This window comes from Streptomyces sp. FXJ1.172 (genome assembly GCF_001636945.3).
GTDB lineage: Bacteria > Actinomycetota > Actinomycetes > Streptomycetales > Streptomycetaceae > Streptomyces.
The window spans coordinates 4,265,851-4,281,519 of record NZ_CP119133.2; the positions used below are offsets into that span (position 1 = coordinate 4,265,851).

A 15,669-nucleotide genomic window follows, 5' to 3' on the forward strand; every position below is an offset into this window, starting at 1 on the left:
ACTTCAAAGTGGGTACTTTCGCTTGGTTAGTGCCACTCCTAGGGTGAGTGCCATACGGCATTACGACACCGGGCACCCCACAAGGAGTTTGCGAACCATGAGCATCGTCGTCACCGGAGCCACCGGACACCTCGGCCGCCACGTCATCGAGCAGCTGCTGGAGAAGGTTCCGGCGGAGCAGATCACCGCCGTCGTGCGCGACGAGCAGAAGGCCGCCGACCTCGCGGCCCGCGGCGTGAAGCTCGCTGTCGCCGACTACAACGCACCCGAGACCTTCGACACCGTCTTCACCGCCGGCGACAAGGTCCTGCTGATCTCGGGCAACGAGTTCGACAAGGGCCGGGTGCGGCAGCACAAGGCCGTCATCGACGCCGCCGGGGCGGCGGGCGTGGCACTGCTCGCGTACACCAGCGCCCCGGGCACCCTGAAGGCCGCCCTCGCGGACGACCACCGGGCGACGGAGGAGGTGCTGCTCGCCTCCGGCCTGCCCTACACGCTGCTGCGCAACGGCTGGTACTTCGAGAACTACACCGAGAACCTCGCCCCGGTGCTGGAGCACGGCGCCGTCGTCCAGTCCGCCGGCGACGGCCGGATCTCCGCCGCCTCCCGCGCCGACTACGCCGCCGCCGCGGTCGCGGTGCTGACCGGCGAGGGCCACGAGAACAAGATCTACGAGCTGGGCGGCGACGAGCCGTTCGGCTTCGCCGAGTACGCGGCCGAGCTGAGCCGGCAGACCGGCAGGGAGATCGCCTACACCCCGGTCTCCCCCGAGGCCTTCACCGGCATCCTGACCGGCGCCGGGCTGCCCGGGCCGCTGGCCGAGATCCTGGCCGGCGTGGACGCCTCGATCGAGAAGGGCGAGCTGGTCGTCACCTCCGGCGACCTCGCCCGCCTGACCGGTCGTCCGGCGCAGCGGCTGGCCGAGGCGGTCGCCGCCGCGCTCAAGAGCTGAACATCACACTCGGCTGTCATGACCGTATGGCGATACGGGCATGACAGCCGGGAGTCCGCGACGCTACCTTCTTTCTCGCGCGCGCGGGTGTGACGAGAAGGAGGGGCCGTGAGCGGAACGTCCAAGAACTCCGGGAGCGAGAACCGGAGTGGCCTGCTGAACGGCTTCGCCGCCTACGGCATATGGGGGCTCGTCCCCCTGTTCTGGCCCCTGCTGAAGCCCGCCGGTGCGGTGGAGATCCTCGCCCACCGCATGGTCTGGTCCCTGGTCGTCGTCGCCGTCGCTCTGCTCTTGGTGCGGCGCTGGGCCTGGGCCGGACAACTGCTGCGCCAGCCGCGCCGGCTCGCGCTCGTCGCCGTGGCCGCCGCCGTCATCACCGTGAACTGGGGCGTCTACATCTGGGCCGTGAACTCAGGCCATGTGGTCGAGTCCTCGCTCGGGTACTTCATCAACCCGCTGGTGACCATCGCGATGGGCGTGCTGCTGCTGAAGGAGCGGCTGCGGCCCGTGCAGTGGACGGCGGTCGCGACGGGTTTCGCCGCCGTCGTCGTCCTGACCGTCGGCTACGGCCGCCTGCCGTGGATCTCGCTCGTCCTCGCCTTCTCCTTCGCCGCCTACGGCTTCGTGAAGAAGAAGGTCGGCCTCGGTGGCATCGAGTCGCTGGCGGCCGAGACCGCGATCCAGTTCCTGCCCGCGCTCGGCTACCTGCTGTGGCTCGTCGCCCACAGCAGGGCCAGCTTCGTGAACGACGGCGCCGGGCACGCCGTCCTGCTCGCCTCCACCGGCCTTGTCACCGCGCTGCCGCTCGTCTGCTTCGGCGCGGCGGCGATCCGTGTGCCCCTGTCGACGCTGGGCCTGCTGCAGTACCTCGCCCCCGTCTTCCAGTTCCTGCTCGGCATCCTGTACTTCCACGAGGCCATGCCGCCCGAGCGGTGGGCCGGGTTCGCGCTGGTCTGGCTGGCGTTGATCCTGCTCACGGGTGAGGCGCTGCGTTCCGCGCGGCGGACGCGGGAATCGCTGGTGGTGGCGCGCGGTGGAAAGTCCGCGTCCACCGCGGTGGACGCCTGACGGCTGTCCGACGGCAGTCCAACGGCTGTCCGGCGGCTGTCCGACGGCCGGTGTGGTGGGCGGCTGTTGTCAGTGCCGCGCGCTATAAGTGGCAGCCATGTCGACACAGACGCCCGCACCCCTGCACTGGAAGCTCGTCATCGACGCGGCCGACCCGCACACGCAGGCCGACTTCTGGGCCGCCGCGCTGCACTACACGGCCGAGGACAACAGCGCCCTGATCGAACGGCTGCTGTCCGCCGGCGCGCTGCCCGGCGACGCCACCGTCGAGTACCACGGCCGCCCAGCCTTCCGCGACCTGATCGCCGTACGGCATCCCGACGATCCGTACGACCCCGGGTCCGGCACCGGGCTGGGCCGGCGCCTGCTCTTCCAGCGCGTCCCGGAGCCGAAGACGGTCAAGAACCGCCTCCACCTCGACCTGCACGCCGGCCCCGAGCGGCGCGCGCCGGAGCTGGCCCGGCTCCAGGCGCTGGGCGCACGGGTCGTACGCGAGGTGAAGGAGCCCGCCGGCGAGTGGCTGGTGCTGACGGACCCCGAGGGCAACGAATTCTGCTTGCAGTAGGCCTGGTGCAGAGCGGGGTTACGGCTGTGCGGCGCGGGCCGCCCGTTCGGTCAGGCGGACCATGCGGGCGCGGGCGGACTCCAGCGGCTGCGGGTCGGCGGCGGCGGGGCCGGGCTCGGCGGTGAGGTCCGTCCACAGCGCGATCAGGTCGTGGCCCAGCCGCAGTCCCTCCTCGGGGTCGCGTACCGCACGCCAGGCGGTCGCCGCGCTCCGCACGTTGCCGTAGGCGGCCTCGGCGTCCCGGGACTGCCGGCGCAGCCTGGCGAGATCCAGGGACTGCTCGAAGGCGCGGACCGGATTGCCGCCCAAATACGCGATGTAGGCGGACAGTTCGCGCAGGTGCAGCACCTCGGCGTGACCGGGGCCGAGCACGGTGGCCGCCTCGGTGACCGTACGGTCGGCCAGTTCCGCCGCCGCCTCGATCCGGCCCGCCCGCACGGCCTCGTTGATCCGCGTCATCGGTTCGGTCAGCAACTCGGCCCCCTCCGCCGTCTCGGTCACGGGCGCGTCCCCGAGCACCTCCTCGGCCACGGCGTCGAACCCGCGGGCAGGGGTGTGGGCAGGGGCGTCGAAAGCCTCGGCGGGGATATAGGCGGGCACGGAGGAGGAGTCGGCGGAGTCGGAGGAGTCGGCGACGGCGGATACAGATGCGGATGCAGACGCCGTAGGCGCGGGCTCCTCAGCCTTCAGAACGCCAACGGCCTCCGGGACATCGGCCTTCGGGACGCCGATGACCATCGGGATGTCGGCCTTCGGGACGCCGATGACGGCTGCCGGGGTCGAGGCCGGGGTCGAGGCTGAGGTCGGCGTCATGACCGGCGGAGGGCCGAACTGTCCCGTCGGCGCCTGCACCATGCCGGCCGGCGCCGTCCCGGCCGGCACGACCCCCGGCTGCGTCGGCCGCCGCGGCTCCTGCCGGGAAGCCGTCCGTTCCGGCTCACCCGTGACGCGGCTGGAGCCGTCCGCCGAGACCTCCAGCGGAACCACGCAGCCGGCCTGTTCGTCATGAATCGTGGCGCGTATCGGGGCGCCCAGGCTGATGGCGAGGCGCTGGAGGTGGTTCAGGACCGCCTGCTGGATCTCCTCGCCCGGCGCGACCACCACCGACGTCCCACCCACCGACGCACCTCCCGCGCCGAACACCCGGACCGGTACCACCGCCGGGTGTTCCGCAGGCTGCTGCGCCCGCTTCTTCTCGAAGCTCAGTCGAGACATCGGTTTTCCCTCACTCCCCCGGCGTCGCGATCCGGTCGTACGCGTCCTGCCCACCAGTGTGTCGGCTCCGCCCGGCTTCCGCGTCACCGCAGCGTCACAGCCTCGCACCAGGCGCGCCCTGGTCAAAATTGCTTGCACATGCATAAGATGCACACGCTTTTAATCCTGGTACGACAGCACTCCCTGGGGGACCCCATGAGCCGCCGTTTCCTGTTCGTGCTCGGCAGTGCCCGCACTGGAGGCAACACCGAGCTGCTGGCCCGCACGGCGGCCGAGCAGCTGCCCGGCGATGTCGAACAGCGCTGGATCCGCCTCGCCGAGCACCCGCTGCCCGACTTCGTGGACCTGCGGCACGATGCCGATCACGTACGGCCGCCGCGGGACGGCAGCACCAGCCTGCTGCTGGACGCCACACTCGCGGCCACGGACATCGTGATCGCCTCGCCGCTGTACTGGTACTCGGTGTCCGGCCTCACCAAGCGCTACCTCGACCACTGGTCGGGCTGGCTGCGCACCCCGGGCCTGGACTTCAAGGCGACCCTGGCGGGCCGCACGCTCTGGGGCATCGCCGCGCTGGCCGACCGGGAGCCGTCCGTCGCCGATCCCTACGTCGGCACCCTCAACAACTCGGCCGCCTACATGGGCATGCGCTTCGGCGGGGTCCTGCTCGGCAACGGCAGCGGGCCGGGCGACGTACTGAAGGACGCCGACGCGCTCACGCGCGCCAAGACCTTCTTCGAGCGGGAAGCGCCCCTCGCGCGCTTCCCGTACGAGACGGCCGCCCGCTAGCACCCCGGCCCCTACGCGCTGATGTCCTTCGTCGTGAACCTCGCCCAGGCCGCCGAGCCGAACACGGCCGCGTACAGCGCCTGCAGGCCGAGGTTCTTCTCCAGGTCGTCCCAGTAGACCGGGTCGCGCATCAGGTCGGCGAACGACAGCCAGTAGTGCGAGAAGAAGTACGGCTGCAGCGCGTGCAACTGGGGTATCTGGTCGAGGATCTGGACGGTGATGAGCAGTCCGACCGTCGTCGCCATCGCCGCGATCCCGCTGCCCGTGAGCGTGGACACGAACAGGCCGAGCGCGGCCACGCCGACCAGTGAGGCGGCGACGACCAGCGCGATCAGCAGGGCCCTGCCGAGGCCCTCGGCGAAGCTGATCCGGGTGCCGGATATCGTCGTCAGGCCGCCCAGCGGGAACAGCAGCGCACCGGTGATCAGTGCCGAGACGGCGACGACCAGGGTGGCCAGCAGACAGAAGGCCATCACGGTCGTGTACTTGGTGAGCAGCAGCCTGCTCCGGCCGGCCGGGGCGACCAGCAGATAGCGCAGGGTGCCCGCGCCCGCCTCGCCGGCTATCGCGTCGCCCGCGACGACCCCGACGGCCATAGGGAGGAAGAACGGCAGGGTCGCGGCCAGCGCCGTGAACACCAGGAACAGACCGTTGTTGGTGATCTGCGAGATGAACGCCGGGCCCTGGCCGCCGTGGTCCGCCGAACCGCCGCCGCGCGTCTGGATCTTCACCGCGATCCCGACCAGCACCGGCACCGCGGCCAGCACCCCGAGCAGGGCGAGCGTGCGCCAGCGGCGGAGCGTCGTGACCAGCTCGCTGCGCAGCAGCCCGAACGTCCACAGCGGACTCGGCCGACGCGCCTCGGCCACCGGGGCCGCCGGGAGTGTCTCAGCCCGCGACATCGAAGCCCTCCCCCGTCAGTGCCACGAACGCGTCCTCCAGCGAGGCCCGTTCGAGCGCGAAGCCGCGGACCCGCACCCCCGCCGCGACCAGGGCCGCGTTCACCTCGGCGAGGTCCCGCGCGGGCGGTTCGCCGGTGACCTGGTCGCCGTCGGCGGTGACGTCCGCGACGCCCTGCTCCTTCAGCACCCGGGCCGCCTCGGCCGTGTCCGGGGTGGTCACCACCAGCCGGCCGCGCGCACCCGCCGCGAGGTCGGCCACCGCGCCCTGGGTGACGAGCCGGCCCTGCGTCATGACCGCCGCGTGGGTGCACACCTGCTCGATCTCGTCGAGGAGATGGGAGGAGAGGAATACGGTCGTACCGTCGGCGGCCAGCTCTCTGATCAGGGTGCGGATCTCCCGCATGCCCTGCGGGTCGAGGCCGTTGGTGGGCTCGTCCAGCACGAGCAGCCGGCGCGGCTGGAGCAGCGCGGCCGCGAGGCCCAGGCGCTGCTTCATACCGAGCGAGTACGCCTTCGCCTTCTTGCCGGCGGCGGCCGTGAGGCCCACCCGGTCCAGGGCGGCGGCGACGCGGGCGCGCCGGGTGCGGGGGTCGGCGGTCGGGTCGGCGGCGTCGTAGCGCAGCAGGTTGTCCCGGCCGGAGAGGAAGCCGTACAGGGCGGGGCCTTCGATGAGCGCGCCGACCTCAGGGAGCACGGCACGGGCCGCCCGGGGCATCGGGCGGCCCAGCACGCTGGCCGTGCCGGCGGTCGGCTCGATCAGGCCCATCAGCATGCGGATGGTGGTGGTCTTGCCCGAGCCGTTCGGGCCGAGGAAGCCGAAGACGCTGCCCGCCGGGACGGTCAGGTCGAGACCGTCGACGGCGAGCTGTCCGCCGCGGTAGCGCTTGGTGAGGCCGTGCGTGGCGATGACGCTCGCCTCCGCCTGCCCCGGGGCACGCTCCCCCGCGTCCCCCGCCTCACGCTCCGTGGCGGACGGTCCGTCCATCGGCTCCCCCTCCTCGATTCGTCCTCCCGTGAAGGGTCAACGCACGGTCACGGCCCGTAGTGCCCGCAAGGGGTCACTTTCCCTCGTTCGCCGCCTTCACCAGGGCGTCCTTGGTCACCGCGCCGGCGTAGACCTTGCCGTCGTCGGTGATCAGGGCGTTGACCAGGCGGGTGGAGAAGACCGTGCCCTTGCCGAACTTCCCGGAGACGTGGTCACCGAGCGAGCCGAGGAAGCCGCTGAGGTCACCGGCCTTGGAACCGCCGGCCGGCAGGCCGCCCTTGGCGCCGGTGTCGAAGGTGGCGATGGACGTCCAGCCCTTGCCGAGGACCGTGGATCCCTCGCGGCCCCCGGCGAAGCCCTCGCCGGCCTTCGGCGCGTGCTGCCGTGCCGTGGCGTCCTTCTTCTGCTCCGTCACCTTCGCGCCCTTGGGCGCGGTGAAGGCGAAGGCGGAGGCAGCCGGCCTGGCGAAGGAGACCTCGGTGAAGCCCGCGTCGACGACGGCGGCGCCGCCGCTCTTCGGGGTCAGCGTGAACTTCAGCGGCATGCCCGTCCTGGCGTCGACGGCGATGCTGATCGCGCCGACCGTGGTACCGGACTGCCGGGGCTTGATCAGCAGCTTGTAGGCGGCGCGCCCGGCGACCTGCTCGGTGCCGTCGACGGTGACGGACGTGGTGCCGTCCACCCCCTTCAGCGCCTGGTCGGCGAAGTCCTTGGGCGTGGCCGGGGGCTCGGCCCGGTGGTCCTTGCCGGAGTCGGCGGAGGTGCCGTGGAAGACCGAGTTGGTCTTGCTGTCGTAGCCCCATACGTTCGTGCCGTTGTGGATGAGGCTGTACTCGGAGCCGCTCTCCAGCAGCGACAGCTTCTGCTTCTCGGGGCCGTCGGTGGCGACGCGCAGCGTGTGCACGCCGGAGACCAGCTCGGTGAGCTTGGCCTGGGGGTCGGCGGAGGAGCCGTCGCCGGAGCCCTTGGCCGCTCCGGAGACCAGGCCGCTCTCCAGGCCGCCGAGGTTCGGCAGGCCGAGGTCGGTGCTGATCTTCACGGTGCCGGACAGCTGCTGCACGTCCGACTTGGCGATCTTGTCGATGAGCTGATGTGCGGTGATCTTGGGCAGGTCGGGGTCGCCCGAGGCGGCGAGCGCCGGGACCAGCCCGATCGTGGCCGCCGCCACGCCCACCACCGCGACCGGGACCGCGTACCGCGCGGCCTTGCGGCGTCCGGCGTGCGGGACCCCTTCCGGCGCGGCGTCCCCCCGCGCGTCGTCCACTGCGTCGTCGGATTCGTACGGTGCCATGTGTGCGTTACCTCCGTCGTCGGCGGCGGCTTGTCCTCACGCTGGTCCACCCGAGCCGCCATTCTCACCCGAATCGGTGAGGAGTGGTGATGTCCGTGTTCTCCATCTCACCAAATCGGCCATGAAGAAGCGTCAGACCACGGAGCCAACTCCGTGTACGACTGCGGTATGACATGCAGGGGGCGACGGCTCCCCCGCCCCCTAGGGGGCCGGATCGGATCGCCGGGGTGCCGTACGACGCCGTACGGCACGTCGCACCGGGCGGGCACGCCATCGCGCCGCAGGACGTGGGACCGCCGAACGCCGGCCGGCAGGTCGTGAACACGTTGAACACGTCGGCCGAAGCGCCGGTGGTGTCAGCCCGCGCGGTGCACCACCGCGTCGCACAGGTCCTCCAGCGCCGCCCTGGCGTCGCAGTCCCGCAGCGGCGACAGCGCGGCCCGGGCCTCCTCGGCGTAGCGGACGGCATCGCGGCGGGCCTGCTCCAGTGCGGGGTGCACGCGCAGCGCGGTCAGCGCCTCGGCGTGCCGGGCGTCGTCGCTGAGGTCGGAGTCGAGCAGCTCGCACAGCGCGAGGTCCTCGGGCAGCCCCAGCCGGGCCGCGCGCTCGCGCAGCCGGAGCACCGGGAGGGTCGGGATGCCCTCGCGCAGGTCGGTGCCCGGGGTCTTGCCGGACTCGTGCGAGTCGGAGGCGATGTCCAGCACGTCGTCGGAGAGCTGGAAGGCGACCCCGAGCCGCTCGCCGTACTGCGACAGGACGTCGACGACCGTCTCGTCGGCGCCCGACATCATCGCGCCGAACCGGCACGACACGGCCACCAGCGAGCCCGTCTTGCCGCCGAGCACGTCCAGGTAGTGCTCGACCGGGTCGCGGCCGTCCGAGGGGCCGGCGGTCTCGAGGATCTGACCCGTGACCAGCCGCTCGAACGCGAGGGCCTGCACCCGGACCGCCTCGGGCCCGAGGTCGGCGAGGATCTGGGAGGCGCGGGCGAAGAGGAAGTCGCCGGTGAGGACCGCGACGGAGTTGTTCCAGCGGGTGTTGGCGCTGTCCACGCCGCGCCGCACGGCCGCCTCGTCCATCACGTCGTCGTGGTACAGCGTGGCGAGGTGGGTCAGCTCCACGACGACGGCCGACGGCACCACGCCCGGCGCGTAGGGGTCGCCGAACTGGGCCGCGAGCATCACGAGCAGCGGCCTGAACCGCTTCCCGCCGGCCCGTACGAGGTGCTGCGCGGCCTCCGTGATGAACGGGACCTCGCTCTTGGTGGCCTCGAGCAAGCCTTCCTCGACAGCCGCCAATCCGGCCTGGACATCGGCTTCGAGAGCCTGGTCCCGCACGCTCAGCCCGAACGGCCCGACGACGGTCACGAGGGGTCTCCTGTCTGCTGGTGTCTGCTGGCGATTACACGGCTTGTCGATAGGTCGCTGCCATCACTCGAGTCAGCGTATCCGGTCCCGTTTCGATCACCGATAGCGCCCACCGGTCCAGCCCGGGCGGTATTGGATCACGACCGGCATGTTTCTGATCGGACGGTAAGAACGGACATTCATCGACTTAACAGGAACCCTTGCGCTTTGTCTCGAACCGAGGGGCGAGCGGAGTAACACCTCCACCCCTTCCCCGGGCACCCGCGGTCACCAGGACAACGACGGGCGTCGCGTCACAGGTTCCACCGTCCCCCGATCCGCCCCCTCCGCAGGCCTGCGCGGGCCGCTTCCGGGTCGTCCGCCGACCATCCCGCCCTCCACTCTCCGTCACCCCTGCCGCCGCCCCCTCCACCGCTTCCCGATCGCATCCCGACCCCCACTCGACCACTCCCACTCCCTGCACACCCCTCCACGCGCCCCGGCATACGTCTCACTCGGCTGCAAATGCCCTAAAAACCTCATATCCGATTTGAGGTGATTTGCCATTTCGTGAGTTGGGTCACGGACCCCATCCCCGCACGCCCGTCGCCGAACCCTCCCTCCCCCCTTGCCCCGCTGACGAGTTGATGGTTGGCAACCGCAAAGGATCAAGTACCCCATAGGGCATAGACCAAGGTCAAATAGGGTTTTCCGTGAATCTGGCACTTGTTCCGGACATGTGCTCTCGCATACGTTCCCGGCCATCGGGTGGACGCCGAATCCTGCCGCCACCCGCATAACCATCCGCGAACTCATTTCGTACGGCAGGAGCGGGGGACCCAGGTAAGTCGCCGGACCGGTCGGCCCACGTCGCACCGGAACGGCTTGGGGTGAAGCCTCGCCTTCTCCGGAAGGCGCGGCCGGGCACCTCCCCGCCCGAACCCGACAGCTCACCTCGCAGGCGGCGGAGAGGAACTCCCCATGCGTGCCACCGCTCAGCACCGCCGTACCCGGACCAGCCGTCTCGTCCGCACCCTCGCCGTCGTCGGCACCGGTGCCGCCGTCCTCGCACTGCCGGTCATCGGGGCCACCAGCGCCTCCGCCACCACCGGCACGACGGCCACCACGAAGGCCTCCACCACCACCGGATACTCGAACAACCTCGACGGCTGGATCCGCCAGTCGCTCGCGGTCATGGCCCAGAAGGGCATCCCGGGCAGCTACAGCAGCATCTACCGCAACGTCATGCGGGAGTCCTCCGGCAACCCGCTGGCCATCAACCTCTGGGACTCCAACGCCGCCGCCGGCATCCCGTCCAAGGGACTGCTCCAGGTCATCGACCCGACCTTCAACGCGTACCACGTGCCCGGCACCTCCTCCAACATCTACGACCCGGTGGCCAACATCACCGCGGCCTGCAACTACGCCGCCGCGCGCTACGGCTCCATCGACAACGTCTACAGCGCGTACTGAGACACCACGGCGGCCTGAGACACGGCCGCCCCGGACCCGGCTGCCCGGTGCGCACTGATGTGCCGGTCAGCCGGCCGGAAAGAGTCGTTCGAGGACGACGGCGATGCCGTCGTCCTCGTTCGACAAGGTGATCTCGTCGGCCACCGCCTTGAGTTCGGGGTGGGCGTTGGCCATGGCGACCCCGTGTCCGGCCCAGTCGAACATCGGGATGTCGTTGGGCATGTCCCCGAACGCCAGGGCCTGTGGGGCCTCGATCCCCAGCCGCTCGGCGGCCAGTGCCAGCCCGGTCGCCTTGGTCACCCCGCACGGCTGGAGTTCCACGGTCCCCGGCCCCGACATGGTGACCGTCGCGAGCGAACCCACCACCGCGCGCGCGATGTCCGCCAACTCGTCGTCGGACAGGGCGGCATGGCGCAGCAGCACCTTGCTGATGGGCTCGCTCCACAGGTCGTCGCGCCGGCCGACCCGCACCGCGGGCAGCGTCGGGTGCGGCATCCGGTACCCCGGTTCGATGAGCGTGAGCCCGTCGACGCCGTCCTGGTCCACGGCCGCGTAGACCTGCCCCACCTCTGCCTCGATCTTGCCGAGCGCTGTCTCGGCCAGTGCCCGGTCCAGCCTGACCGACCACAAGAGGCGGCCGGCCGCGGCGTCGTAGACCTGTGCGCCCTGCCCGCACACCGCGAGCCCCGTGCAGCCGAGGCGGGCCAGCAGCGGCCGTACCCGCGGGGCGGGCCGGCCCGTCACCACCAGGTGCCGTCCGCCGGCCCGCGCCACCCTCCCCAGCGCCGCGAGCGACCGGTCGGAGACCGTGTCGTCGCCGCGCAGCAGCGTTCCGTCCAGGTCAGTGGCGATCAGTGCATATGCGGGGGAGGCTGCCATGATCAGAGAATACGGATCCGGCGCCCCTCCGACTCACCTTGTCGTCCTGCGTACTTACGTGCTCATCAGCCCCAAGTGGCGCACGATGTCACCCTGTTGACCATCCGCGCGGCGATCGGCACAGGTCAGCCGTGAGCGGCCGCCAGGTGTTTCGCCAGGCGCGGGGAGGCGAACCGCGTACCGCACACGAAGCGCATCACCGGGCCGTACGAGGACGCCGCCGGGAGGCCGGTGAAGTACAGGCCGGGGACGGACGACACACAGCCGGGGCCGAGCTTCGGCGTGCCGCGGCTCACGGCGAGTCGGGTGCGCAGTCCGTGGCCCAGGAAGTCCATCGCCGCGAGGCTGACGCGGTAGCCGGTCGCCGCGATGACGTGGTCGGCGGTGAGCCGCTCGATACGGCCGGCGGGGGTCCCCCCGCTCGAGCCGGTTCGAGAGTGCGCCGGCGTGCGGACGGTGAGGACGGGGCTGTTGCCGGACACCTCGGCGGACACGATCCGCTCGACCTCCTGGACTTGCACGCTCGCCTCGAACCGCTCGCGCAGCCACCAGGCGCCGAGCGGTCCGAGGACCCGGCGGACCAGGTAGTGGCGGGTGGCTTCGGGCAGATGGCGGTAGGGCTGCGGGTAGTAGCTGAGCGCCCACAGCGACCAGGCGCGGCCGAAGGGGGACTCGGGGCGCAGCCTCGGCTGCTCCCAGGGCGGGGCACCGAAGGCGACCCGGCCGCGGCCGCGCGCGACCACGCGCACGCGTGCGCCCGCTTCGGCGGCGAGTGCCGCCGTCTCCAGCGCGGACTGGCCGGCGCCGACGACGATCAGCTCCTGGCCGGCGAACCGGCCGAGGTCGTGGTGCTGGGAACTGTGCGAGACCGGGCCCGTGGGGGACGGTCCGTCGGCCGCGGCTGCCGCCAGCTCGGCCGGCAGGTGCGCGAGGCCCGACAGCCCGGTGGCGACGACGACCGCGCGCGCGGTGAACATCTCCCCTGAATCCAGCTTCAGTTCGAAGCCGCCGTCGGTGCCGCGAGCCGCGACGCGGTCCACGGAGACCACCCGCACCCGCTCCAGGCCGGGCAGCAACTGCTGCTGGAACCACTCGCCGTAGGCGATGAAGGTCTCCACCGGGATGACGTCCTCGTCCGTCACCAGGCGGCGGATCCCGGCCGCGTCGCAGTAGTCCGCGAGGGTGTGGCCGGGCTGCGGGCAGTCCAGACTGGAGGCGGCGGGTGTCGACTTCAGGATCATGCCCTCGGGCATGTGGCCGCGCCAGCTGACCATGGGGTCGCCGAAGACACGGACGGGAATGCCGCGCGCCCGCAGATGGGCGGCGGTGGACAGGCCGAACGGCCCGGCCCCGATGACTGCAACCGGTCGAGTCACGAAGTCCCTCCCCAGGACACGGTGTGCCACACGTGGTGGCCTTGCCTACTTCGTGGAGGTGCCGCTGCCGCGGCGGTGGGTCCGCCACAGCTGATACAGGTGCTTCGCGCCCGGGCGCACGAAGCGGGCGAGCATCGTGAGGAACGGCAGCGGGTCGTCACCCGCGAGCCAGGCCAGCTCCGTCCCGCTCGCCTTCGCCGGCGCGTGCGGCGTCGTATAGCCGCTGCGGCGGTAGGCGAGGAGGGCGGGCAGGTCGATGTTCTCCACGATGTAGCGGTGGCCGGCGCGCTGTTCCCCCTCCGGTACGGCGCGGCCGGTGAGACTGAGGTGCATGGCGCGTACGACGTCCACCCCCGACTCGCTCTCGAAGAGCCGGAACTGGGCGCCCATGCGCGGGTTGAAGTCCAGGAGCTTGTACTGTCCGTCGCGCCGGTCGAAGCGCAGGTCGAGGTCGATGATGCCGCTGAAGCCGATCTGTTTGATGAAACGCGCGGCGAGGTCGGCGAGTTCCGGGTTGTCGACGACGTACGCGTTCGCCGTCATGCCGGCGTGCGGCGGCCACGAGCGGACCTTGACGCCGGTGAACAGTGCGAGCGGAGCGGAGTCCGGGCCGAAGCAGGCGTGCACGATCCAGTCCTCGGCCTCCTCGCGCGGCAGGTACTCCTGGAGGATCACGCCCGGTTCCTCGCCCCAGTCGCGGGCCAGGGTGAGCAGGCCCTCGCGGGTGGCGATCCGCGTGGTGCCGTTGACGGCGGGCCGGCGCCGCCGGACGAACGCCTCACGGTTCTTGGCCACCACCGGGAAGCGGGCCGTGTCCGCGAAGGCGACGACGTCCTCGTACGACTCCGGGAACGCGGCCGACGGACTCGATATGCCGTGCTCGACGCACAGTTCGTGCAGCCCCTGTTTGCTCGCGAGCCGGCGCGGCAGCCCCGGCTCGACCCTCGGGAAGAGAAAAGATCCGGCCAGCTCGTCCTGATGCTCGGCGATCAGGACGGCGGCCTCCTCGTCGGTGGGTATCAGAACGGCCGGGCGGCCGATCCGGCGCCCGATGCGCAGCAGGCCCTCGACCAGGTGGTCCGGGTCCTCCGCGCCGGTCGTGGGCCACACGAAGGCCCTCTCCAAATAGCGCGAGGAAGCCGCGGGCGTGTACGGATCCTCGGTGATGGCGTACATGGGCACGCCGAGGCGACCCAGGCTTCGGATGGCTCCCACTCCGCCGTGATGCAGCGGATAGTCGCCGAACTTGACGATCAGTCCCGGCACGTCACGGTCCGCTTCGAACGGCACACCGACGGCGTCTCCGGCCACGGGTCCCCCCACGTGTCCCCCCAACGGAACGGATTCAGCCCGTCCGTGTCCCCAAAGGACGCTAAGCCGGAATTGCCCACTCCGACAAGGCCTATTCGACGTCTATTCGGACATTGCGAACCCTTTAGACATCACGCGGGCAACCTTCGGGGTACCTCTTGGGGTGCACCCGGGTCACGGTGCGGGGCGCGGCTCGGGGCTCTGCCCAAGACACGCATCACGGCCGTAACGTGTGGCGCGACCACATGGAACGCATCGCCATGCATGGCCCGGATGAGAGTGAGGCAGTACCCCATGCCCCCCTTCGACGTCCCCGAGGGCGACCCCTTCGGCCCGCACAACCTTCCCTATGGCGTGTTCTCGCCCTCCGGCAGCACGGAGCGGAGGGTCGGTGTCCGGCTCGGGGACCACGTCCTCGACGCGGGCGCCGCGGCAGCCTCCCTCGGCTCGCCGCACCAGTCACTGCTCGCCCGCCCCACCCTGAACTCCCTGCTGGCCGCCGGCCGCACGGCCTGGTCGGAGGTACGGCAGGCGATCACGGCCTGGGTCACGGACCCCGCGCACCGCACGACACTGGAGCCGCTGTTCCACCCCCTGTCCGAGGTGACGCTGCACCTGCCCTTCGAGGTCGCGGACTACGTCGACTTCTACTCCTCGGAGCACCACGCCCGTAACGTCGGCCGGATCTTCCGCCCGGACGCCGCGGACTCCCTCACCCCCAACTGGAAGCATCTGCCGATCGGTTACCACGGCCGCTCCGGCACGGTCGTCGTCTCGGGCACGGACGTCGTACGGCCGTCCGGGCAGCGCAAGGGCCCGGGCGACCCGGCACCCGTGTTCGGCCCGTCGATCAGGCTCGACATCGAGGCCGAGGTCGGCTTCGTCGTGGGCGTCCCGTCCGAGATGGGCCGCCCGGTCCCACTGGGCGACTTCCGTGACCACGTGTTCGGTCTCTGCCTCCTGAACGACTGGTCCGCGCGGGACATCCAGGCCTGGGAGTACGTCCCCCTCGGCCCCTTCCTCGGCAAGTCCTTCGCGACCTCGGTGTCGGCGTGGATCACCCCGCTCGAAGCGCTGGAGCACGCGCGCGTGGCCGCCCCGGAGCGCACGCACCCGCTGCTGCCCTATCTGGACGACTCCGCACCGGGCATCGAGCCGGGCGGCTACGACCTGCGGATCTCCGTCGCGATCAACGGCCACGTGGTCGCCGAACCACCGTTCTCGACCATGTACTGGACCGCCGCCCAGCAGCTCGCCCACATGACCGTGAACGGCGCCTCGCTGCGCACCGGCGACCTGTACGGCTCGGGCACGGTCAGCGGCCCCGGGGAACGCCAGCGCGGCTCACTGCTGGAGCTGACGTGGAACGGCGGCGAGCCCCTCGAACTCCCCGACGGCAAGCGGGCCTTCCTGGAGGACGGGGACGTGGTGACGCTGTCCGCGTGGGCCCCTGGTCCGGACGGACGCCGGGTCGGGCTGGGAGAGGCCGGCGGGCGGGTCGTGGCGGGATGACCCGA

Annotated in this window: 14 protein-coding genes and 1 riboswitch; of the genes, 6 read left to right on the plus strand and 8 right to left on the minus strand. The window is 71.3% G+C overall.

The window, feature by feature from the left end; all coding sequences use genetic code 11:
- The first annotated feature begins 97 nt into the window (after positions 1–97).
- The 3 genes from A6P39_RS18925 to A6P39_RS18935 all read left to right on the plus strand — a co-directional run bounded on the left by A6P39_RS18925 (position 98) and on the right by A6P39_RS18935 (position 2,585).
- On the plus strand, positions 98–952 hold the full coding sequence (locus A6P39_RS18925; RefSeq protein ID WP_067040469.1) for an SDR family oxidoreductase: 855 nt from the start codon (positions 98–100) through the stop codon (positions 950–952).
- Positions 953–1,060: 108 nt separating this feature from the next.
- A complete protein-coding gene (gene rarD / locus A6P39_RS18930; RefSeq protein ID WP_067040466.1) occupies positions 1,061–2,020 on the plus strand; it encodes an EamA family transporter RarD in 960 nt (319 codons plus the stop codon).
- Positions 2,021–2,117: 97 nt separating this feature from the next.
- On the plus strand, positions 2,118–2,585 hold the full coding sequence (locus tag A6P39_RS18935; RefSeq protein ID WP_067040463.1) for a VOC family protein: 468 nt from the start codon (positions 2,118–2,120) through the stop codon (positions 2,583–2,585).
- A gap of 18 nt (positions 2,586–2,603) precedes the next feature.
- Here A6P39_RS18935 and A6P39_RS18940 read toward each other — a convergent pair whose 3' ends face one another.
- Entirely contained in the window at positions 2,604–3,800 is a 1,197-nt protein-coding gene (locus tag A6P39_RS18940; protein WP_067040460.1) for a hypothetical protein, read from the minus strand.
- A gap of 195 nt (positions 3,801–3,995) precedes the next feature.
- Here A6P39_RS18940 and A6P39_RS18945 point away from each other — a divergent pair, with 195 nt between their 5' ends.
- Positions 3,996–4,589, plus strand: a complete 594-nt coding sequence (locus tag A6P39_RS18945) for a flavodoxin family protein (RefSeq protein WP_067040457.1) — start codon at positions 3,996–3,998, stop codon at positions 4,587–4,589.
- Positions 4,590–4,600: 11 nt separating this feature from the next.
- Here A6P39_RS18945 and A6P39_RS18950 read toward each other — a convergent pair whose 3' ends face one another.
- The 4 genes from A6P39_RS18950 to A6P39_RS18965 all read right to left on the minus strand — a co-directional run bounded on the left by A6P39_RS18950 (position 4,601) and on the right by A6P39_RS18965 (position 9,134).
- Positions 4,601–5,491, minus strand: coding sequence for an ABC transporter permease (locus A6P39_RS18950; protein WP_067040454.1), 891 nt, complete (start codon positions 5,489–5,491; stop codon positions 4,601–4,603).
- Positions 5,478–6,476 (minus strand): ABC transporter ATP-binding protein, encoded by a 999-nt coding sequence (locus A6P39_RS18955; RefSeq protein WP_067040451.1) that lies wholly within the window; start codon positions 6,474–6,476, stop codon positions 5,478–5,480. Before A6P39_RS18955 ends, A6P39_RS18950 begins: the two co-directional genes overlap by 14 nt.
- A gap of 73 nt (positions 6,477–6,549) precedes the next feature.
- A complete protein-coding gene (locus A6P39_RS18960) occupies positions 6,550–7,767 on the minus strand; it encodes a LolA family protein (RefSeq protein ID WP_067040448.1) in 1,218 nt (405 codons plus the stop codon).
- Positions 7,768–8,123: 356 nt separating this feature from the next.
- Positions 8,124–9,134, minus strand: coding sequence for a polyprenyl synthetase family protein (locus A6P39_RS18965; RefSeq protein WP_067040445.1), 1,011 nt, complete (start codon positions 9,132–9,134; stop codon positions 8,124–8,126).
- Positions 9,135–9,908: 774 nt separating this feature from the next.
- A riboswitch (cyclic di-AMP (ydaO/yuaA leader) is annotated at positions 9,909–10,090 on the plus strand.
- A 4-nt stretch (positions 10,091–10,094) separates the two neighbouring features.
- Between A6P39_RS18965 and A6P39_RS18970 the strand changes: the two genes are divergently transcribed.
- Complete coding sequence (locus A6P39_RS18970; protein WP_067040442.1) at positions 10,095–10,586, plus strand: transglycosylase SLT domain-containing protein; 492 nt, start codon at positions 10,095–10,097, stop codon at positions 10,584–10,586.
- A 66-nt stretch (positions 10,587–10,652) separates the two neighbouring features.
- Here the strand turns inward: A6P39_RS18970 and A6P39_RS18975 are convergent, their stop codons facing one another.
- The 3 genes from A6P39_RS18975 to A6P39_RS18985 all read right to left on the minus strand — a co-directional run bounded on the left by A6P39_RS18975 (position 10,653) and on the right by A6P39_RS18985 (position 14,131).
- Complete coding sequence (locus A6P39_RS18975; protein ID WP_067040439.1) at positions 10,653–11,465, minus strand: HAD family hydrolase; 813 nt, start codon at positions 11,463–11,465, stop codon at positions 10,653–10,655.
- A 125-nt stretch (positions 11,466–11,590) separates the two neighbouring features.
- The gene (locus A6P39_RS18980) at positions 11,591–12,841 is read right to left on the minus strand and encodes an NAD(P)-binding domain-containing protein (protein ID WP_067040435.1); all 1,251 of its coding nucleotides are present in this window, start codon (positions 12,839–12,841) and stop codon (positions 11,591–11,593) included.
- A 45-nt stretch (positions 12,842–12,886) separates the two neighbouring features.
- Positions 12,887–14,131, minus strand: a complete 1,245-nt coding sequence (locus A6P39_RS18985; RefSeq protein WP_275883986.1) for a carboxylate--amine ligase — start codon at positions 14,129–14,131, stop codon at positions 12,887–12,889.
- Positions 14,132–14,446: 315 nt separating this feature from the next.
- Between A6P39_RS18985 and fahA the strand changes: the two genes are divergently transcribed.
- Positions 14,447–15,664, plus strand: a complete 1,218-nt coding sequence (fahA, locus tag A6P39_RS18990) for a fumarylacetoacetase (RefSeq protein ID WP_067039824.1) — start codon at positions 14,447–14,449, stop codon at positions 15,662–15,664.
- Positions 15,665–15,669: the final 5 nt, after the last annotated feature.